The sequence below is a fragment of the Amycolatopsis sp. NBC_01307 genome (assembly GCF_035975215.1).
Lineage (GTDB): Bacteria > Actinomycetota > Actinomycetes > Mycobacteriales > Pseudonocardiaceae > Amycolatopsis.
Window position 1 is genome coordinate 10,622,840 of record NZ_CP108403.1, and the last position, 20,215, is coordinate 10,643,054.

15 protein-coding genes are annotated in these 20,215 nt (G+C 72.7%); 8 read left to right on the plus strand and 7 right to left on the minus strand.

The features are described 5' to 3' along the window. Window positions 1-3,402, plus strand: coding sequence for an SMC family ATPase (locus tag OG439_RS47965; protein ID WP_326946968.1), 3,402 nt, complete (start codon window positions 1-3; stop codon window positions 3,400-3,402). After that, complete coding sequence (locus tag OG439_RS47970; protein WP_326946969.1) at window positions 3,399-4,379, plus strand: hypothetical protein; 981 nt, start codon at window positions 3,399-3,401, stop codon at window positions 4,377-4,379. The genes OG439_RS47965 and OG439_RS47970 overlap by 4 nt, the downstream gene beginning before the upstream one ends. Window positions 4,380-4,438: 59 nt before the next feature. Here the strand turns inward: OG439_RS47970 and OG439_RS47975 are convergent, their stop codons facing one another. Continuing rightward, entirely contained in the window at window positions 4,439-4,936 is a 498-nt protein-coding gene (locus tag OG439_RS47975; protein ID WP_326946970.1) for a hypothetical protein, read from the minus strand. A 164-nt stretch (window positions 4,937-5,100) separates the two neighbouring features. Between OG439_RS47975 and OG439_RS47980 the strand changes: the two genes are divergently transcribed. Continuing rightward, window positions 5,101-7,152 carry a glycoside hydrolase family 3 C-terminal domain-containing protein gene (locus OG439_RS47980; RefSeq protein ID WP_326946971.1) on the plus strand — a complete coding sequence of 684 codons (2,052 nt, stop codon included), beginning with the start codon at window positions 5,101-5,103 and terminating at the stop codon, window positions 7,150-7,152. Between the two features lie 84 nt (window positions 7,153-7,236). Here the strand turns inward: OG439_RS47980 and OG439_RS47985 are convergent, their stop codons facing one another. Then, the gene (locus tag OG439_RS47985; RefSeq protein ID WP_326946972.1) at window positions 7,237-7,812 is read right to left on the minus strand and encodes a hypothetical protein; all 576 of its coding nucleotides are present in this window, start codon (window positions 7,810-7,812) and stop codon (window positions 7,237-7,239) included. Between the two features lie 61 nt (window positions 7,813-7,873). After that, window positions 7,874-8,143, minus strand: coding sequence for a hypothetical protein (locus OG439_RS47990; RefSeq protein WP_326946973.1), 270 nt, complete (start codon window positions 8,141-8,143; stop codon window positions 7,874-7,876). A gap of 120 nt (window positions 8,144-8,263) precedes the next feature. Between OG439_RS47990 and OG439_RS47995 the strand changes: the two genes are divergently transcribed. After that, a complete protein-coding gene (locus tag OG439_RS47995; RefSeq protein ID WP_326946974.1) occupies window positions 8,264-8,578 on the plus strand; it encodes a nuclear transport factor 2 family protein in 315 nt (104 codons plus the stop codon). A gap of 91 nt (window positions 8,579-8,669) precedes the next feature. Here the strand turns inward: OG439_RS47995 and OG439_RS48000 are convergent, their stop codons facing one another. After that, entirely contained in the window at window positions 8,670-9,371 is a 702-nt protein-coding gene (locus OG439_RS48000) for an IclR family transcriptional regulator (protein ID WP_163046815.1), read from the minus strand. Between the two features lie 146 nt (window positions 9,372-9,517). Between OG439_RS48000 and leuC the strand changes: the two genes are divergently transcribed. From leuC to OG439_RS48020, 4 genes are all read left to right on the plus strand, one after another. Next, a complete protein-coding gene (leuC, locus tag OG439_RS48005; RefSeq protein ID WP_326946975.1) occupies window positions 9,518-10,951 on the plus strand; it encodes a 3-isopropylmalate dehydratase large subunit in 1,434 nt (477 codons plus the stop codon). Between the two features lie 32 nt (window positions 10,952-10,983). Continuing rightward, window positions 10,984-11,586 (plus strand): 3-isopropylmalate dehydratase small subunit, encoded by a 603-nt coding sequence (leuD, locus tag OG439_RS48010; protein WP_247062055.1) that lies wholly within the window; start codon window positions 10,984-10,986, stop codon window positions 11,584-11,586. A 250-nt stretch (window positions 11,587-11,836) separates the two neighbouring features. Then, window positions 11,837-12,562: an HU family DNA-binding protein gene (locus tag OG439_RS48015; RefSeq protein ID WP_326946976.1), complete on the plus strand. Its 726-nt coding sequence runs from the start codon at window positions 11,837-11,839 to the stop codon at window positions 12,560-12,562. A 479-nt stretch (window positions 12,563-13,041) separates the two neighbouring features. Next, on the plus strand, window positions 13,042-15,780 hold the full coding sequence (locus OG439_RS48020; RefSeq protein ID WP_326946978.1) for an AfsR/SARP family transcriptional regulator: 2,739 nt from the start codon (window positions 13,042-13,044) through the stop codon (window positions 15,778-15,780). Window positions 15,781-15,891: 111 nt separating this feature from the next. Here the strand turns inward: OG439_RS48020 and OG439_RS48025 are convergent, their stop codons facing one another. From OG439_RS48025 to cofC, 3 genes are read right to left on the minus strand one after another with little or no spacing between them, the layout of a single operon-like run. Beyond that, window positions 15,892-16,845 carry an NUDIX hydrolase gene (locus tag OG439_RS48025; protein WP_326946979.1) on the minus strand — a complete coding sequence of 318 codons (954 nt, stop codon included), beginning with the start codon at window positions 16,843-16,845 and terminating at the stop codon, window positions 15,892-15,894. After that, on the minus strand, window positions 16,842-19,214 hold the full coding sequence (locus tag OG439_RS48030; protein ID WP_326946980.1) for an RNA degradosome polyphosphate kinase: 2,373 nt from the start codon (window positions 19,212-19,214) through the stop codon (window positions 16,842-16,844). Before OG439_RS48030 ends, OG439_RS48025 begins: the two co-directional genes overlap by 4 nt. 55 nt (window positions 19,215-19,269) lie before the next feature. Continuing rightward, a complete protein-coding gene (cofC, locus tag OG439_RS48035; protein ID WP_326946981.1) occupies window positions 19,270-19,902 on the minus strand; it encodes a 2-phospho-L-lactate guanylyltransferase in 633 nt (210 codons plus the stop codon). Window positions 19,903-20,215: the final 313 nt, after the last annotated feature.

The window sequence follows — 20,215 nt, forward strand, 5'->3', positions numbered from 1 at the left end:
ATGCGACCGGTACTGCTGGAGATGACCGGCTTCGCGTCGTTCCGCGAGAAGACCGAAGTCAGCTTCGAGGACACGGACTACTTCGCGCTCGTGGGGCCGACCGGCGCCGGCAAGAGCACGGTCATCGACGCGCTCACCTTCGCCCTCTACGGTTCGGTCGCGCGCTGGGACCACGAAGGCCTGGTGGCGCCCGCGCTGGCCCCGACGGCGAACCGCGCGACCGTGCGGCTGGTCTTCGACGCGGGCGGCACGCGCTACCACGTGGTGCGCGAAGTCCGCCGCAGCGGCGGCAAGAAACCCACGGTCAGCGTGAAGAACGTCCGCCTGGAACGGCTCGCCGACAACGCCGCGCTCGGCGGCCCGGACGACGAGGCCGACGCCGTCGCCGCGGACTCCGAGGTGACGCCGGCGATCGAACGTCTGCTCGGGTTGACGTTCAAGCACTTCTGCACCTGCGTCGCGCTGCCGCAGGGCGATTTCGCGGAGTTCCTGCACGCCAAGGCCGCCGACCGGCAGAAGATCCTCATCAAACTGCTGGGCTTGGAGGTCTACGAGCGGATCGGCCGCCGCGCCAACGTGACCGCCGAGCAGCAGGCGCAGCGCGCGAAGGTCCTGGAAGAGCAGCTCGGCAGTTACGCCGACGCCACCGAGGAAGCCGTCGAAGCCCTGGCCGCGCGCATGACCGCGCTGGCCGAACTGGACGCGCGGGTCGAAACGGCGTTGCCGGGGTTGACCGACGCGACCCGCGCGCACGACGAAGCCCGGCAGCTCGTCACCACGCTCACCCGGGACCTCGCGGTCCTCGACGCGCTGGAACGCCCCGACGACGTCGAAGATCTCGAAGCCCGGCGCCGGACCGCGGCGGAGGCGGCCACGGCCGCGCGGAGCACCCTCGACTCGGCCGAGACGGCGGACGAAGCGGCCCGCGCCGCGCTGGCCGCCGCGCCCGACCGGGGCGAGCTGGAGCGGATCCGCGCCGCCCGCACGGAACTCGTCGCGGCCGAGGAGGCCCTCCCCGGCCTGGCCGAAGGCGCGAAGACGGCGTCGCAGGCCAAAGACACCGCCGCGACGGCGGTGGCCGACGCGGTGGCGATCGTCGACACGGCCCGCAAGACCCACGACACCACCGCGCGGGCCGCCGAGAACGCCGCCGCCGACGCCGCGCGCGTCCGCGGCGAGCGGGACCGGCTGGCCGGGCTGCGGCCGCCGGCGGATCTCGGTGACCTGTCGGCGGAGTCCGCGCGCGTCGCGAAGCGCGTGACGGCCGCGGCATCCCGGCTGACCGCGGCCGAGACCGCCGACGCCGAAGCGCGCGCCGCGCTGGCCGCCCAGCCGGACGGCGCCGCGCTCACCGCGGCCCGGACCGACGCCCGCACCCTCTACACAGTCGCCGAGACCCAGCGCAAAGCCCTGCCGGAGCACGCGGCCCGCCGCACGGAACTCGACGCGGCACGGACGGCTTTCACCGCGTCCGACGCCGAACTCGCTGCGGCCCGGACCGCGGTGACCGACGCCGAACGCGCCGGGCAGGCGCTGGTCCTGCGGGCCGGGCTCACCGTCGGGCACCCGTGCCCGGTGTGCGAGCAGGAAGTCTCGGCCGTGCCGGCGCACGACGGCCACGCCCACCTCGCCGAGGCCCGCGAGCGCCAGGACCAGGCGGAGCAGCGGCGCGCGGCGGCCGAAACCGCCGTCCGCAAGCTGGAACGGGCCGTGGACCGCGACGCCGACCAGTCCGCTTCGGCGGCCGCGCAGGCGGAAGAGCTGCGGGTGGCCCTCGTGGACGTCGAAGGCCCGCCGGAGTCGGCGCTGCTGCTGCGCCCGGTCGAAGCCGGTTCTTCCGAGCAGGACTTCGCCGATCTCATCGCCGCCGTGCGCGAGCGGGGGGAGTGGCTGTCCGCGACGCTCGACGCCCGCGCCCGCGTCATCGAGGCCGCCCGCGCCGCCGACGCCGAACTGGCGGCGGCCCGCGCCGAGCGCACGGCGGCCCAGCACGACGCCGAAGTCGTCGAGAAGTCGGCCGTGGCGGCCCGGGAAGCCCTGCGGGCGACCCGGGATCCGCTGGTGGAGCTGGGTGCGCCGGGGATCGACGCCGACGACGTCGCGGCGGGCTGGCAGCGGCTCACGGCGTGGGCGGCGGCGGCGCTCGAGGCGCGGCGCACCGCGTTGGGGGCGCTCGAAGCGGCCGCCGAAGCCGCGGGCAAGGAAGCCGTCGTCGCGGCGGACGACCTCGCGTCGGCCGAGCGGACCGCCGAAACCCGCCGCACGCAGGCGAACGACGCGGGCCTGGCCGAGCAGTCGGCACGCACCCGGCTGGACACCACCACGCGCCGCCGTGACGAACTGGTCGTGACGCTCGCCGAAGCGCCGTCCGCCGACGTCGTCACCGCGCGGCTGGCGCAGGTCGCGTCGCTCGAACAAGCCGCGCGTGCCGCCGACGCGGAGCTGCGCACAGCGCGTGCCGCGGCGAAGCAGGCCATCGACGGCCAGGCGCGCGTGAGCAAAGAAGTCGAGGCCGAGCGGCAGAAGCTGTCCCGGGCGCGCGATCCCCTCGTCGGCTTCGGCGCGCCGCCGATCGACGGCGAAAGCCTGCTGGACGCCTGGACGTCGCTGACGGACTGGGCGGCCGGGCAGGCTACCGAACGCCGTGCGCGGCTGGCCGCCGCCGAGGCCGCCGAGGGATCCGCCGCGGAAGCGTTGCGCGGGGCCGAACAGCAGGTCGCCGACGACGTCACCGCGCTCGGGATCACCCTGCCGGCGGGGCCGGTGCGCGACCGGGTGCCGGTGGCGCTGGCCACCGCGCGCGCCCGCGCCGAGGCCGACCACACCGAGCTACGGCGGCGGGTGGCCCACGTCGAAGGCCTGCGCGGCGACATCGCGGGCGCGGAGTCGGAGTCGCAGGTCGCGAAGCTGCTCGCGGATCTCCTGCGCTCGGACAAGTTCCCGCGCTGGCTGATCGCCGGGGCGCTCGACACGCTGGTCGCCGAGGCGTCCGCGTCGCTGCTGGAGCTGTCCGGCGGCCAGTTCGAGCTGACCCACGACAAGGGCGACTTCCTGGTGGTGGACCACAACGAGGCCGACGCCCGCCGCCCGGTGAAGACGCTGTCGGGCGGGGAGACCTTCCAGGCGTCGCTGGCGCTGGCCCTCGCGCTGTCGTCCCAGCTGGGCGCCATGGCCGTGGCCGGCGCGACCAAGCTGGAGTCGATCTTCCTCGACGAGGGCTTCGGAACGCTCGACGAGGCGACCCTCGACGTCGTAGCGTCCACATTGGAGAACCTGTCGGCCTCCGGCACGCGGATGGTCGGCGTGATCACGCACGTGCCGGCGCTGGCCGAGCGCGTGCCGGTCCGGTTCCTGGTCACCCGCGACGGCAGCGGCTCGCACATCACCAGGGAGGGCGCATGACCGCGGTGGCGGGGATGAGCTTCAACATCGACGCCTGGGACCCGGGTTACGGCAGCTCGATGGAGGCCGAGGAGCTCGCCCGGTCGCAGGCCGAGGTCGAGCTCGACGTCGAGGTCCCGGCGGCCGAGTGGGCGCCGATCGACCCGTCGCCGGTGCCGTCGCCGCCGGACGCGGTGCTGTTCGTGGACGGCGTCCGCCGCATCGACGCCCGCGTCTGGATCGACGACCCGGACGGCGCGAACTCCGCGTCCATCGGGATCTGCGCGTCCTACGCGGCCGGCGTCGTGTGCTGCTGCGCGGGCCGGGCCCACGTCATCGGCGCCAACGTCCGGCGCGGGCTGTTCACCGTGGCCCCGGAGGCCGCCGGCATCGAGACGACGGCCGGGCGGTACGAGGCCTTCCGCGCGACGGCCAAGGACGACAAGCCCCTCGCCGTGGTGCTGTCGTCGGCGCTGCAGAGCGAGCTGGCCGACGTCGAGCTGGAGACGGCCGAACAGGCGCGCCGGGCGATCGCCGGGCACGTGAGCCACGACCTGCTCGTCGTCGACGGCCCGCTGAGCGGCCGCACGCACCTGCCCCGGGCCGTCGGGTTCATCAAGAGCCACCAGACGACGTACCTGCCGGGCGAGCTCAACGCGATGGTCGGCGAGCTCACCCCGCACCAGCGCACGCCGGTGTTCCTGATGGGTACGACGTGGGTCCGGCACTCGTGGTACCTGCGCCTGCCCTCGGACGGCGGCCCGCCGTGGTCGGGGGTGGTGCGGGTCGAGGCGGCCTCGCACCTCGCGCGCGAAGAGGTGACGGACCTGGCGAACGTCACGCAGTCGGTGCTGGGGCGGTTCGCGTCGGTGCCGTATAAGGACTCGCGGGCGCCGCAGAACCTGTACCCGATCGCCGGGCTGGAGCGCGACCTGCGGCACCGGCTCGGCGACCAGCAGTTCGTCTACCGCGCGCTGCGGCTGGCCGCTTCACGCTGAGCCGGGCCCCGGGACGGCCGACTGGGGATGCGGCCGGCCCGGGGGTCCTATGTGGAGGGTCAGCTCAGCGACCCGTCCCCGGTCTGCGGTGCACCGGCCGGCTTGACCGCGACCTGCGGTTTCACCGGCTTGGCGGGCTTGGCCGACGTCGACGTTGGCGGCTTGGGCTTCGTGGTGGTCGGCTTCGGCTTGGTCGTGGTGGCCGGCGGCGGGGTGCCCAGGATGGTGAACGTGCCCGTCGCCACGCGGCCGTCCGAGCACGTGAACGTCGCGGTGTACTTCCCCGGGGTCCTGATCGCCGTGGTGTGGCCGCCGGCGCGGCCGAAGTTGCCACCTTCGGTGAACTGCAGCGGTGCGGCGAACCCCTTCGACGTGACCGCCGTGCGCGGGCTGCAGCCGTTGCCGATCGCCGCGTGGGTCTCCGCGTCGATCCGCCCGCCGGGCTCGACCTGCTGGGTGATTCCCCAGCTGACCTCATCCGCCGCGCTCGCCGGGGCCGCCACGGTCAGCGTCGCCGCGCCCGCCACCATTACGCCGATCAGTGTTTTCTCGAGCATCCTGCGTCCTCCCTCGTTCCTCGCCTCCTCCACGCGTGAGCCGCGAAAACGGTTGAGTCCCAGGAATGTTCATGTACGTGAACGACCATCGAGTCTATGTTTTGGTGCCACGTATGCGTTACCTTCTCCCCGGCTTGGTCCCGTTCAGTGGCGAGGGAGACTCGATGCGTTACGGCCGAATGGTTCTTGCCTCGTTACTGGGGCTTTCGCTGACGGTCCCGCTCACCGGGATGGCCGCCGCTCAGCCGTGGCGCGACGCCCGGCAGTCGCCCGATCGCCGCGCCGCGGAACTGATCGCGGCGATGACCCTGGACGAGAAGATCTCCCAGCTGCACCTGCAGCCCGACGCCGAGCACCAGCGGTTCGTGCCGCCGATCCCGCGCCTCGGCGTGCCCGGGTTCCGGATCGCCAACGGCCCGGCCGGCATGGGCCCGGCCGACGACAAGCCGCAGAAACCGGCGACCGCGCTGCCCGCCACGATGGCGCTGGCCTCGACGTTCGACACCGACGCCGCGCGCCGCTACGGCCGGCTGATCGGCAGTGAGACCCGCGCGCTCGCGCACAACGTGTCCGAGGCGCCCGACATCAACATCGCGCGCGTCCCGCGCAACGGCCGGACGTTCGAGGGGATGGGGGAGGACCCGGTGCTCGCCGGGGCGCTGGCCGCCGCCGACATCCGCGGCATCCAGGAGAACGGCACCATCGCCGAGGTCAAGCACTACGCGGCGAACAACCAGGAGACGCAGCGGCAGAGCATCGACGAGCACATCGACGAACGCACGCTCAACGAGATCTACCTGCCGCACTTCGAACAGGCGGTGACCGAAGGCCGGGCCGGGTCGGTGATGTGCGCCTACCCGAAGATCAACGGCGTCTTCACGTGCGAGAACCCCGCGCTGCTGCAGGGAAAGCTGCGCGACGACTGGGGCTTCAAGGGGTTCGTGCAGTCCGACTGGGGCGCCGCGCACAGCACCGTCGGCTCGGCGAACGCGGGCATGAACCTCGAGATGATCGACGGCACCTGGTACGGCGACAAGCTGAAGCAGGCCGTGCTCGCCGGGCAGGTCACCGAGCAGCGCGTCGACCAGCTGCTGCTGCCGCGGTTCCGGACGATGTTCGCCTTCGGCCAGTTCGACCACCCGCCGGTGCTCACGCCGTTGCCGACCGCCGAGCACGACGCGGCCGCGAAGCAGTTCGCCGAGCGCGGCATGGTGCTGCTGCGCAACGAGCACGCGCAGTTGCCGCTCGACTCCGCTTCGGTGCGGTCGATCGCGCTGATCGGGCCGTTCGCGACCCAGGCGAAGACCGGCGGTGGCGGCAGCTCCGCCGTCATCCCGACGTCCACAGTGGACCCGGTGGCGGGCCTCCGGCAGCGGGTTCCCGGCGCCGCGGTGACGCTCGACGACGGCGGCGACCCCGCGCGGGCGGCGGCGCTGGCCGGGGCGTCCGACGTCGCGGTCGTGATGGTCGGCGACAACGAACTGGAGGGCAAGGACCGCCCGAGCCTGGCCCTCGAAGGCAACCAGGACGCGCTCGTCGCGGCGGTCGCCGCGGCCAACCCGCACACGGTGGTCGTGGTGAAGAGCGGCGGCCCGGTGCTCATGCCGTGGGCGTCGTCGGTACCCGCGATCCTGCAGGCCTGGTACCCGGGCCAGCAGGACGGCGCGGCGGTGGCGGGTGTGCTCTTCGGTGACAGCAACCCGTCGGCGAAGCTCCCGATCACGTTCCCGGCGGCGGACGCCGACACCCCGGCGAACACACCCGAGCAGTTCCCCGGCGTCGACGGCGTGGCGTCGTACTCGGAGGGGTTGCAGGTCGGCTACCGCTGGTTCGACGCGCAGGGCAAGGCGCCGCTGTTCCCGTTCGGCTACGGCCTGTCGTACACGACGTTCGCCTTCTCGGGCCTGTCGGTGCGGAACACGGGCGACGGCGCGACGGCGACGTTCACAGTCCGCAACACCGGCCACCGCGCGGGTGCCGAGGTCGCGCAGCTGTACCTGGGCTTCCCGGCCGCCGCGGGCGAACCGCCTCGGCAGCTCAAGGGCTTCGAGCGGGTGCAGCTGGCGCCGGGACAGGCCCGGCGCGTGACGATCAAGCTGGACGCCCGCGACTTCTCGATCTGGGACAAGGCGTGGCGCCCGGTCCACGGCGGCTTCACGATCCAGGTGGGCGACTCGTCCCGCTCCCTGCCGCTGCAGGCGTCCCTGCACCGCTGACCCACGCAAGTCCGTGAATGCCACATCGAGGGACCTGGTGTCCGTGAATGTGGCATTCACGGACTTCGGCCCGACCCGCGCGGGCTAGGCCTTGCAGCCGGGTGCGGCCGCGGCGGCGGCCATCAGCTGCGGTGACTCCGCCAGCGGGGCCACCGGGTCGTAGACGCCGTCGATGTCCTTCTGGGCCAGGTCGAGGGCGTCGCCCGCCGGGTCCTGGGACGCCTGGTCGCCCGGCTTCGCCCGGTCGAGCTCGGTCTTCGCCGAGGCGGCGCGGTCCCGGGACGTCGTGAACTTCGTGACGAACGCCGTCCGGACCTGCTCCGCCAGCGGCTCCGGGGCCGGCGGCAGCGCCGCCAGCTTGTCCACCACCTCGCCGGTCCGGTTCGCGATCCCGCCCAGCTGGGCGGAGAGCGCCTTCTGCGCCTCGGCGACCGTCGTCGGAGGGGCTCCGGGTGGCCCGGTCTCGGCGTTGTTGCGCACGCGGTAGCCGTTGATCGCGGAGCAGAAGCCGTCCACCCAGCTCAGGACGGCCGGATCCGCGGTCGGCGCCACCGGGAACGGCGAGGTCACCGTCACGGTCGGGGCGGCCGGTTCCGCCCCGGGTCCGGTACAGGCGGTCAGGGCCAGGCCCACGCCCAGCAGGCCCACGGCGATCCTCATGTTTCCCCCTCGCGGTGCTCCGTTGCCGCGTACACGCGCGAGGCGGCCGAACGGTTGCCTCTCAGGCGGCAACTGCCGCGCCGAGCGCGAGCAGGCCGTCGTCGGTCAGCTCCGCGCGCGCCCACTGCCCGACGGCGACGGCCGGGCCGAGCGCCGGCCGGATCAGCCCGGCGCGGGCCAGGTCGTGCGCGGTCGCCTGGTCGCAGCACGGCAGGCCGTCGACGCGCAGGTCGGGTTCGCAGCTGCAGGTCAGCTCGGCCCGCCCGGCCCCGACGGCCCGCAGCATCGCGAGCGCCCGGCGGTTCAGCGTGGTGGACAGCGTGGTGGACATGGTGTGCCCCCTCCATGGTTCCGTCGGGAAGGAGACGTGACCGCGGTCACCGAATACGCCACCGCGGCCAGGTTCCCCCGAAAAGGTGCACGCCGGGCCGCCGCCTGGTGGGATGAAGCCATGACGGACCAGATCGGCGACCCGGCGGTGCGCGCCTTCGTGGACGCGCTGAACGCGGGCGACCGCACGGCGTTCCAGGCCGCCTTGACCCCGGACGCGACGATGTCCGACGACGGCACCGAGCGCGACCTGGGCGACTGGACCGAGCGGGAGATCTTCTCCAGCGAGGGCCACCTGACGGTCGAGAAGGCGCAGGACGACGGCCGCTCGTTCGTCGCGAGCTACTCGAACGCGACGTGGGGCGCGATGCGCACCCGCTGGAGCTTCACGGTCCGCGACGGCAAGGTCGCCCGCTTCGAAACCGGCCAGGCTTAACCCCGAACGCCGTGAAGGGCACCTTCAGGGACGCTGAGTCCCTGAAGGTGCCCCTCACGGCGTTTGTGTGACTCCTGAGGCGGAAGTGACGTCAGAGACGTTCCTGGAGCGCGTCGGCCGCCGCGAGGAGGTCCGCGGCCCAGCGGGCGCCCGGCTTGCGGCCGATGCGCTCGATCGGGCCGGACACCGAGACCGCCGCGACCACCGTGCCGGCCGAGTCGCGGACCGGCGCCGAGATGCTCGCCACTCCGGGCTCGCGCTCGGCCACGCTCTGGGCCCAGCCGCGGCGGCGGACTTCCAGCAGCGTGCGCTCGCCGAAGACCGCGTCCGCCAGGATCGTGCGCTGCGTGTGCGGATCCGCCCACGCCGCCAGCACCTTCGCGCCCGAGCCCGCCGTCATCGGCAGCCGGGAGCCGATCGGGACCGTGTCGCGCAGACCCGACGGCGGTTCGGCCGTCGCGACGCACACGCGCTGGACGCCGTCACGCCGGTACAGCTGCACGCTTTCGCCGGTGACGTCCCGCAGTTTGGGCAGGACCACGCCCGCGGCGTCGAGCAGCGGGTCGGTCGAGCCGCCCGCGAGTTCGGCCAGTGCCGTGCCCGGGCGCCAGCGTCCGTCCGGTCCGCGACGCAGCAGGCGGTGCACCTCGAGACCGACCGCGAGCCGGTGCGCGGTCGCCCGCGGCAACCCGGTCCGCGTGCACAGTTCCGCCAGGCCGCAGGGGTCGTCGGCGACCGCCTGCAGAACGGCCACTGCTTTGTCCAGTACTCCGATACCGCTATGCTGTCCCACGACCCGATACTAGCGTCCCGCACTTTGGGAAGTCCAGCATCTGGGAAACCCGAACTCGAGCTGCGCCCTCCCTTCGCGGCTCGCACCAGTTCCGCAGGTGTGCGCCCGAGTTCCACCACCACAATGAACCGTGGAAGGAGCCGGAGATGACCAGCCCGACCGGCAAGGCCCGCACACTCGCGGAGAAGGTGTGGGAAAGCCACCTCGTGCGCCGAGGCGAAGGCGCCGAACCGGACCTGCTCTACATCGACCTCCACCTGCTGCACGAAGTGACCAGCCCGCAGGCCTTCGACGGCCTCCGGCTGGCCGGGCGGCCGCTGCGCCGCCCCGACCTCACCATCGCGACCGAGGACCACAACGTCCCCACCGTGGACATCGAGCTCCCCATCGCCGATCCGGTCTCGCGCACGCAGGTCGACACCCTTCGCCGCAACTGCAAGGAGTTCGGTGTCCGGCTGCACCCGATGGGTGACGCCGAGCAGGGCATCGTGCACGTCATCGGCCCGCAGCTCGGCCTGACCCAGCCCGGCATGACCGTGGTCTGCGGCGACAGCCACACGTCCACGCACGGCGCGTTCGGCTCCATCGCCTTCGGCATCGGCACGTCCGAGGTCGAGCACGTCATGGCCACCCAGACGTTGCCGCTGCGGCCGTTCAAGACGATGGCGATCACGGTCGACGGCGAGCTGCGCCCCGGCGTCACGGCCAAGGACGTCATCCTCGCGGTGATCGCGAAGATCGGCACCGGCGGCGGCCAGGGTTACATCCTCGAATACCGCGGCAAGGCCATCGAAGCCCTGTCGATGGAAGCCCGGATGACCGTGTGCAACATGTCGATCGAGGCCGGCGCCCGCGCCGGGATGATCGGCCCGGACGAGACGACGTTCGAGTACCTCAAGGGCCGCCCGCACTCGCCGAAGGGCGCCGATTGGGACGCCGCGGTCGAAAACTGGCGGCAGCTGCGCACCGACGACGGCGCGGAGTTCGACGAAGAGGTGCACCTCGACGCGAGCGCGCTGACGCCGTTCGTGACCTGGGGCACCAACCCCGGCCAGGGCCTCCCGCTGGGCGCCGAGGTGCCCGACCCGGAGCAGATCCCGGACGAGAACGACCGCATCGCCGCTGAAAAAGCGCTGTCCTACATGGACTTGAAGCCCGGGACGCCGCTGCGCGAGATCTCGGTCGACACCGTCTTCCTCGGCTCCTGCACCAACGGCCGGATCGAGGACCTGCGGGCCGCGGCCGAGGTGCTGCGCGGGCGCAAGGTGGCGGACTCGGTCCGGATGCTGGTCGTCCCCGGCTCGATGCGGGTGCGCAAGGCCGCCGAGGAGGAGGGCCTCGACACGGTCTTCACCGAGGCGGGCGCCGAGTGGCGGCAGGCCGGCTGCTCGATGTGCCTCGGCATGAACCCGGACCAGCTGAAGCCGGGCGAGCGCAGCGCGTCGACGTCGAACCGCAACTTCGAGGGCCGGCAGGGCAAGGGCGGCCGGACGCACCTGGTCTCGCCGCTGGTCGCCGCCGCGACGGCCGTGCGCGGCACGCTGTCGTCGCCGGAAGACCTCGTCACCGCCACCCGCTGACCACTGCCGATCTCCCGAGAGGAGCTCCCACCATGGAACCGTTCACCCAGCACACCGGCGTCGGCGTCCCGCTGCGCCGGTCCAACGTGGACACCGACCAGATCATCCCGGCGGTCTACCTCAAGCGGGTCACCCGGACCGGCTTCGAGGACGGCCTGTTCGCCGCCTGGCGCGGCGACGAGCAGTTCATCCTCAACCAGGAGCCGTTCAACGCCGGCAGCGTGCTCGTCGCCGGACCGGACTTCGGCACCGGTTCCTCCCGCGAGCACGCCGTCTGGGCGCTGATGGACTACGGCTTCCGGGCCGTCATCTCCGCCCGGTTCGCCGACATCTTCCGCGGCAACTCCGGCAAGGGCGGCCTGGTGGCCGCCCAGTGCGAGCAGCACGACGTCGAACTGCTCTGGAAGCTGCTCGAGAACGAGCCCGGCACCGAGGTCACGGTGGACCTCGAGACCAAGACCGTGCGGGCCAAGGACTTCACCGCGCCGTTCCAGATCGACGAATACGTCCGCTGGCGGCTGCTCGAAGGACTCGACGACATCGCTCTCACGTTGCGCCATGCCGGTGAGATCGACGGCTTCGAGACGACCCGTCCGTCCTGGAAGCCGACGACCACGCCGATCGCCGCCGGCTAGCCCGGCCCCGGCCGGCCGCGGGGGCGGGATCCCTTGCCCCGCAACGGGAATCCCGCCCTCCGCGACTGGCTGCCGCACTGCTTCCAACGGCCCTCCGGCACCCCGTCAAGGGGCTCGTCCGCGAGGCGGAACCCGTCCCGGGGCAAGGGAAGGTTTCCGCGAGCCGTTGGAATTTGTGCTGCGTTGGTAATACCGTGTCGCTAGTCGGCCGAGGTGGCCGTGGACGGGTACTTCCTTCTTGGAGGACTGGATGGCCAACAAAGCCCAGCTGATCGAGGCGCTGTCGGAGCGTCTGGGCGACAAGAAGGTGGCTTCGCAGGCCGTTGACGGTCTGGTCGACATCATCATCCGGACGGTCAACAAGGGCGAGAAGGTGAACATCACCGGCTTCGGCGTGTTCGAGAAGCGCGCCCGCGCCGCTCGCACCGCGCGCAACCCGCGCACCGGTCAGGCCGTGAAGGTCAAGAAGACCAACGTGCCCGCCTTCCGCGCGGGGACGACCTTCAAGGACGTCATCTCCGGCGCGAAGAAGCTGGCCAAGGCCGCGCCGGTCCGGCGCGCCACGGCGGCGTCCACGACGACGCGCGCGTCCGTGGCCAAGGCGTCCGCCCCGGCCAAGGCCACCAGCACGCGGGCCACCACACCTCGCGCGGCCGCGGCGAAGCCCGCCACGGCACGGGCGACGGCCACGCGGACCCGCGCCACCGCGGCGAAGCCGGCCACGACCCGCACGGCGGCGAAGCCCGCCGCGGCCAAGGCGACGGCCACCAAGGCCGCACCGGCGAAGACGACCACCACGAGGGCGAAGGCGGCCCCGAAGGCGACGGCGGCGAAGACCACCACCGCCCGCAAGCCGGCCGCCACCCGCACCACGGCGGCCAAGACGACCACCGCGGCGAAGACCACCACGGCGGCGAAGACGACCGCGGCGAAGGCACCGGCCAGGCGGACGTCGACCGCGGCCAAGAAGAGCTGACCCGCGGCAACCGAGTTTCCCAGGCAGGGCCCCGCGCAACCGAGCGCGGGGCCCTGCCTGGTTCGCACCCCGGTGCGCCAGAAGCAATCCCGCCCAGAGGGTCGGCTCGCGTACCCAGGGAGTCGGCTCACGTACCCAGAGGGTCGGCTCGCGAACCGACTCGAACCGATTGCCCAGGTACGCGAACCGACCCTTCCGGTACGTGAGCCCACTCTGCGGAAACATGAGCCGTATTCGCGTGTGCCGTAAGAGTTACTCACGGCGAGGACGCCTTTCCCGAAAGGAACACGCACACCGCCACTCGGGCTACTCTCGCGTCGCCGGGACCGGTTCCGATCAATTCCGCCAAGTCGCTTGAGCGCCCGGCCGAGTGATGCCACGCTGCGTTTCTCGGAACCCGCGTCCGGCGGGGCCGGCAGCCGAGCAAGGCGAACCTGGGGGCGACCACCATCGACATCCGGCTACTCGGTTCCTTCCAGGTGCTCGTCGACGGTTCAGCGGTCCTGCTCACCAGTTCCCGCCAGCGCGCGCTGCTCGCGACGCTCGCGCTGGCCGCGGGCCGGCTGGTCTCGATCGACACCCTCGCGCGCGGCGTCTGGGGCGAAGCACCGCCCGCGCACATCCGGGGGAGCCTGCAGACGTACGTGATGCGCCTGCGCCGCCTGTGCGGCGAGGACACCGTCGTCACCGAACCGGAGGGGTACCGGCTGGTCGTGGACCCGTCCCGGGTGGACGCCCTGCGCTTCCTGCGCACCCTGGACCAGGCCGCGGCCACCACCGAGCCCGCGCACCGGCGCACCCTGCTCACCACCGCCCTCGGCACCTGGGGCGGCTCCCCGCTCGAAGGCGTCGGATCACCCGCGCTGACGGCCGAATGGGGGCCGTTGCTGACCGAGCGGTACCTGTTCGCCGTCGAGCAGCGGATCGACCTCGACGGCGGGCTCGTCCCGGACGCGCGGCTGATCGCCGAGCTCACCGACCTCGTCTCGCAGCACCCGCTGCGGGAATCGTTGTGGGAACGGCTGGTGCGCGTGCTCGCCCGGTCCGGGCGCCGCGCCGAGGCGCTGTCGCGCTACGCCGGGCTCCGCGCGCTGCTGGCCGACGAGCTCGGCGTCGAACCGGGCGAAGACCTGCGCCGCCTGCACGCCGAGCTGCTCGCCGCCGACGCCGAACCCGCCGCCCGCACCGAAGTCCCGCGTCAGCTGCCCTTCGACGTCGCCGGCTTCACCGGCCGCGGCCCCGAACTCGCCGAGCTGGACCGCCTCCCGCCCGGCGGCGCGTCCGGCATCGTCGTCATCGAAGGCACCGCCGGCGTCGGCAAGACGTCGCTGGCCGTGCACTGGTCCCACCGCGTCCGGGACCGCTTCCCCGGCGGCCAGCTGTTCCTCGACCTGCGCGGGCACTCCGCGGGCACCCCCGTCACGCCGGAGACGGCGCTGGCCGGCTTCCTGCGCGCGCTCGGCGTCCCGCCCGAGACGTGGCCTTCCACAGTGGAGGAACGCTCCGGCCTGCTGCGCAGCCGGCTGGCGGGCAGCCGCACGCTGATGCTGCTCGACAACGCCCGTGACGCCGACCAGGTCCGCCCGCTGCTGCCCGGCACCGGCAACCTCGTCGTCGTGACCAGCCGCAACCAGCTGCGCGGCCTGGTCGCCCGCGACGGCGCCCGCCGCATCGCCCTGCGCTCCTTCGACGACCGCGACGCCGAGGCGCTGCTCGCCGGGAGCGTCGGGCCGCAGCGCATCGCGGCCGAACCCGACGCCGTCGCGGAGCTCGTGCAGCTCTGCGGCCGGCTCCCGCTGGCGCTGGCACTGGCGGGCGAACGCGCGTCGCGCTTCTCCGGCGTTTCGCTGGCCGGGATCGTCGAGGAGCTGCGCGACCAGAAGCTGCGGCTGGACACCCTGCGCGACCCGCAGGACGCCGGCACCGACCTGCGCGCGGCGTTCTCCTGGTCCTACAAGGCGTTGCGCCCGGCCGCCGCCCGGTTCTTCCGGCTGCTGGGCCTGCACCCGGGCCTGGCCTTCAGCCTCTCCTCGGCCGCCGCGCTCGCCGGCGCCGGCCTGCGCGAAGCGCGTGAGCTCGCCGATCAGCTCGCCGCCGCGCACCTGCTCAACCAGCCCAGCACCGATCGCTACCAGTTCCACGACCTGCTGCGCGTCTACGCCGGCGAGCTCGTCGAGACGGAAACGACCGCGCCGGAACGGGAGGCGGCGCTGCGGCGGCTGGTCGACTGGTACCTCGCCGGCGTCGCGGAGGCGAACAAGCTCGTCCGGCCCGACCTGCTCACCGACGACATCACGCTCGAACCCGTGCCGCTGCCGGCCGTCCGGTTCGCGCAGCACGAGGACACGATCGCCTGGTACACCGCCGAACGCCCGGCGCTGACCGCGCTCGTCGGCGTCGCCGCGCAGCACGGCTGGGTCGCCCACGCGTGGAAGCTCGCCTGGCTGCTGCGCGGGTTCTTCGCCGAACGCCACGACCGCGAGGACTGGATCGCGACGGCCGGCATCGCCGTCGCGGCCACCCGCGACGCCGGCGACAACACCGGACTCCAGTACAGCGCCAACAACCTCGGCTCGGCCTACCTGCGCACCCTCCAGCCCGACAAGGCCCTCGAAGCGCTGGAAGAAGCGCGGACGGCGTCCGAGACCGGCAACGGGACGGCGCTGACCGTCGCGATCCTGTCCAACCTGTCCGGGGCCTACTACGTCCGCGCGGAGTACGCGGAAGCCGAGCGCTACGCCCTCAAGGCCGTCAACCTCGCGCGCGACCGCGGCCAGCGCGCCTTCGTCCCGCACGCGCTGCTCAACGTCAGCGCGAGCCGCATCGGCCTGCACGACTACGACCACGCGGCCGAAGCCGCCCAGGCCGCGCACGAAGCCTTCGCGGATCTCGGCGACCGCTACCACGCGGCGCTGGCCCTCGGGAACGTCGCCGAAGCGCTCGAAGGTGCCGGCAGACACGACGAAGCGGAGAAAGCGGGGCTCGACGCGCTCGCCGAACTGAAGGAGCTCAACGCCGACTACGGCACCATCGACGTCCAGATCACCTTGGGCCGGCTCAAGCTCTACACGGGCCGGCCGCGCGAGGCCGGCGGCCACTGGGCCGAGGCGCTGGCCGCCAGCCAGCGCCTCGGAGATCCCCGCGTTCCGGAGATCCAGGCACTGCTGGCCACGGTGCCACCAGAAGAGCCCCCGGCGAAGGACGCGCCGTACCCCTAGCCCGGCGCGGCCCAGCGGGGGACCGGAACCAGTACACCAACATCCACTGTCACGGCGCTGTCTTCGACGGCGTCGATCGGCGTCGTCCGGCGTCGATCGGCGTCGATCGGCTCAGTGCCGGCTGGGAGCCGGGGCGGGCAGCGCGCTCGGGTGGTAGTCCGCCGCCACCAGCACCGGGCCGGTTTCGGCCGTCGGCGGGCGGAACGACAGGACCCAGAACGAGCCCTTCTTGCTCGGCACCACACCGCCGCGCGCCGCGCTCAGCTCGACGCCGTCGCGGTCGGCCAGCGCGCTCACCAGGTCCGGGATCACGCCGCCCTGGCTGGCCACCACGGGCGTGCCGCCGTCACCGGCGATCGCCAGCAGCCGCGCGACACCCAGGACCGGGTCCGGCCAGTAACCCTCTTCGGACAGCAGCGGTTCGTGCCGCACCTCGGCGCCGATGTCCTCGGCGATCCCGTGCACCGTCTGGACGCAGCGCAGCCGCGGCGCCGAGAGCACCCGGTCCGGGCCGGACAACGCCAGCACCCGGCGCAGTCCCGCCGCCTGCCGCAGTCCCGCTTCGGACAACGGGCGGAGGTCGTCGTCGCCGTTCCAGCCGTCGCGCTTGCCGGCTTTCGCGTGCCGCACCAGCAGCAGCGTCGTCAATCCGACCGGTAGCTCGCAGAACGCGCGCAGCACGCGGACGTCCTCGGGCCGCGTCAGCAGTTTCTCCGCGGCGGTCGGTGCCAGCCAGCGCAGCTCGTCGACCTCGTCGTTGTCCTCGAACGCGCCGGAGACGGCTTCCGCGCTGAAGTAGTCGACGGTCTTCGGCACCGTGCCGGACCCGTGCTTCGCGGGCACCGGGTAGGACGTCCGGGCCAGGTACCGGCCCAGGACCGCGCGGAACCCGGTTTCCTCCCGGACCTCCCGCACGGCGGCCTCGGCCGTCGTCTCGCCCGGGTCGAGCTTTCCCTTCGGCAGCGACCAGTCGTCGTACCGCGGGCGGTGGACCAGGGCGACCTCGGTCACCCTCCCGGCGAGGCGCCACAGCACCGCGCCGGCCGCCCGTACCTCTTCGGTCATCCGGCGGCCCCGTGCAGTTTGGCGAGCTCGAGCTGGTGGTCACGCACCCGCGAACCGTCCGCCGGGAACGGCGACCACTCGCCGCTCGCGGTGAGCACCCAGCAGCGCGTCGCCGGGTCCAGCGCCGAGTCGAAGATGTCGTCGAGCTGGCGCGTCAGCTTCGGGTCCTTGACCCGCACCAGCGCCTCGATCCGCCGGTCCAGGTTGCGGTGCATCATGTCCGCGCTGCCGATCCAGTGCGTGCCGCCGGCGCGGAAGTTGAAGATCCGCGAGTGCTCCAGGAACCGGCCGAGGATCGACCGGACGTGGATGTTCTCGGACAGCCCTTCGACACCGGGCTTGAGCGTGCAGATCCCGCGCACCACGATCTCGACCGGCACCCCGGCCTGCGACGCGTGGTAGAGCGCGTCGATGACCTGTTCGTCGACCAGCGAGTTGCACTTGATCCGGATGCCGGCCTGCTGCCCGGCCCTGGCCAGCTCGATCTCCTCGCCGATCGCGCGCACGATGCCGCGGCGGATGCCGTGCGGCGACGTCAGGATCGTCCGGTAGGTGTCCTGCCGGGAGTAGCCGGTGAGCACGTTGAACAGGTCGGTGACGTCGGCGCCGATGCTCGGGTCGGCGGTGAACAGGCCGATGTCCTCGTAGAGCCGCGCGGTCTTCGGGTTGTAGTTGCCGGTGCCGATGTGGCAGTAGCGGCGGATGGTCGAGCCCTCCTGGCGCACGATCATCGACACCTTGCAGTGCGTCTTCAGCCCGACCAGGCCGTACACGACGTGCACGCCCGCGCGCTCCAGCGTCCGCGCCCAGGTGATGTTGGCCTGCTCGTCGAACCGGGCCTTGATCTCGACCAGCGCGACGACCTGCTTGCCCGCCTCCGCGGCGTCGATCAGGGCGTCGACGATCGGGGAGTCGCCCGAGGTCCGGTACAGCGTCTGCTTGATCGCGAGGACCTTCGAGTCGGCCGCGGCCTGCTCGATGAACCGCTGCACGCTCGTGGAGAACGAGTCGTACGGGTGGTGCACCAGGACGTCACCCTCGCGCAGCGTCGCGAAGACGCTCTTCGGCGTCTCGCGCTCGCCGAACGCCGGGTGCGTCGCCGGCACGAACGGCCGGTCCTTGAGCTCCTTGCGGTCCACCCCGGACAGCTGGTGCAGGCAGGTCAGGTCCAGCAGGCCGGGGACCTCGACGACGTCCGCCGGGTCGACGTCCAGCTCGCGCAGCAGCAGCTCGAGCATGTGCTCGCTCATGTCCAGCGCGACCTCGAGGCGCACCGGCGGGCCGAACCGGCGTTGCGCCAGCTCGCGTTCGAGGGCCTGGAGCAGGTCTTCGTCGCGGTCCTCGTCGACCTCGAAGTCGGCGTTGCGGGTGACGCGGAAGACGTGGTGCTCGGTGACGTCCATGCCGGTGAACAGCTCGCCGAGGTGCGCCGCGATCAGCTCTTCGAGGGGCAGGAAGGTCGCGGTGCGGCTGGTGCGCTCGTTTTCGACGCGCATCAGCCGTGGCACGTTGCTCGGCACCTTCACCCGGGCGAACCGCTCGGTGCCGCCCTCCGGGTCCCGGACCGTGACGGCGAGGTTGAGCGACAGGCCGGAGATGTAGGGGAACGGGTGCGCCGGGTCGACGGCCAGCGGCGTCAGCACCGGGAAGATCTGCTCGGAGAAGTAGCTGGACAGCCGCAGCTGGTCGGCGCCGGTGAGGTCGGTCCAGCCGACGATCCGGATGTCGTGCTCGGCCAGCCGCGGGCGCAGGTGCTTCTCGAACGCGCCGGTCTGCCGTTCGACCAGGTCCTGGTTGCGCTTGGAGATGTAGTCGAGCTGCTCGCGCGGGGTGAGCCCGTCCGCGCTGCGCACCAGCAGGCCGGTCTCGTCGCGGCGCTTCAGGCCGGCGACGCGGACCATGTAGAACTCGTCCAGGTTGGACGCGAAGATGGCGAGGAACTTCGTCCGTTCGAGCAGCGGCTGCGACTCGTCCTCGGCCAGTGCGAGCACCCGGGCGTTGAAGTCCTGCCACGACAGCTCGCGGTTGAAGTACCGGTCGTCCGGCAGCGTCTCGGCCGCGGTCGGCGAGGTGGTGGTGACGGCGGGCGGCGCCGACGGGACGGCCCGGAACTCCTCGGCCCCGCGCGCGTTGCCGTGCGCGGCGCTGCGGCGGCGCGGGGTGGACGCCGCGGGCGTGCTCTTGCGCACCCTGGCCTTGCCGGCGGTGGCACGGGCCGCGGTGTCGCGGGCGGTGGACTTCGACGGGACCTTCTTGGCCGCGGGGGTCTTCTTCGGCGCTTCCTTCGGCGTTTCCGAGGACCCGGTCGTCGTGTTCCGTCGCCTCCGCGGTGCGGGCGTGCTGCCGTCGTCTGTGCTCACGGGACCCATTCTTCACTAAGCCACGCGGATTTGCTCCGAGCGTGGTGAAGGTCAGATGAACAGCTCAGCCGGGTGCGGCGCATGGTTCCCCTAGCCGGGCGGTGGTGTGTTTTCCGACACCGAGGGTCCGTACGTGGGCGAGGTCTTCGGGCGTGTCGACGTCACTGCGCAGCGACGGCAGCCCGCCCCGGAGCGGGACGGCTCCGGAAGCCTCGTGCGCCCGCGCGGAGCCGGGCCCGAACCGCGGGTCGAGCGGCGCGCCGGGGGCGGCCAGCAGCAGCGTGGTGCCGGTGCCCTGCCGATCGGCGACGAAGGCCCGCCGCCCCGCGGCCTCGACGAGCGCGGCGGAGAGATCGCCGGCCCGCAGCGCGGGGAGGTCGGCTTGCAGCGCGCCGACCACGCCGCCCGGGTCGTCCCGCCGGAGCAGGTCGGCCCCGTGCCGGAAGGCTTGGTTGAGGCCTCTTCCGCCTCCTTCCCCGATGATCTCGATCCCGAGGTCCCGCAGCTCGGCGACGGCATCGGGATCGGCGGCGACGAGCAGCACCCGCCGCACGTTCGCGGTGGCGACCACGGCGGCGAGCGTGTCGGCGGCGAGCGCCAGCACCAGCCCGGGATGGCGCTCGGTGTCCACGGCACCACGCAGCCGCGACTTGCCATCGCGAGGGTGTTTCATCGGCACGACCAGGTCCACGTCCACCCGTCCATCTTTACCCGAAACCAGGGCGGCCGGGGCACGGGCGGGGCGGTTGTCCACAGGTCCACCGTGATGTGGACAACTCCAGGCCGGGGGTGCGTGCGAGGCGGGTTTCGTCCGGGCCGGTCGATACGCTTGAGACGGGGTGGCCCCCAGGGAGGGTGGGCTCTGTCTGGGGGCGGGAATGGCGGCGGATTTGGGCCTGTTGCTGGGGATCTGCGGTTCGTTCGGCCGCCGCGGGGGCGCGCTTTAGGTCTGCTGTTCCTGGTCTGCCGCGGCTGGTCGTGAGTGTTTAGGAGGGTTCTAACCCTCCTAA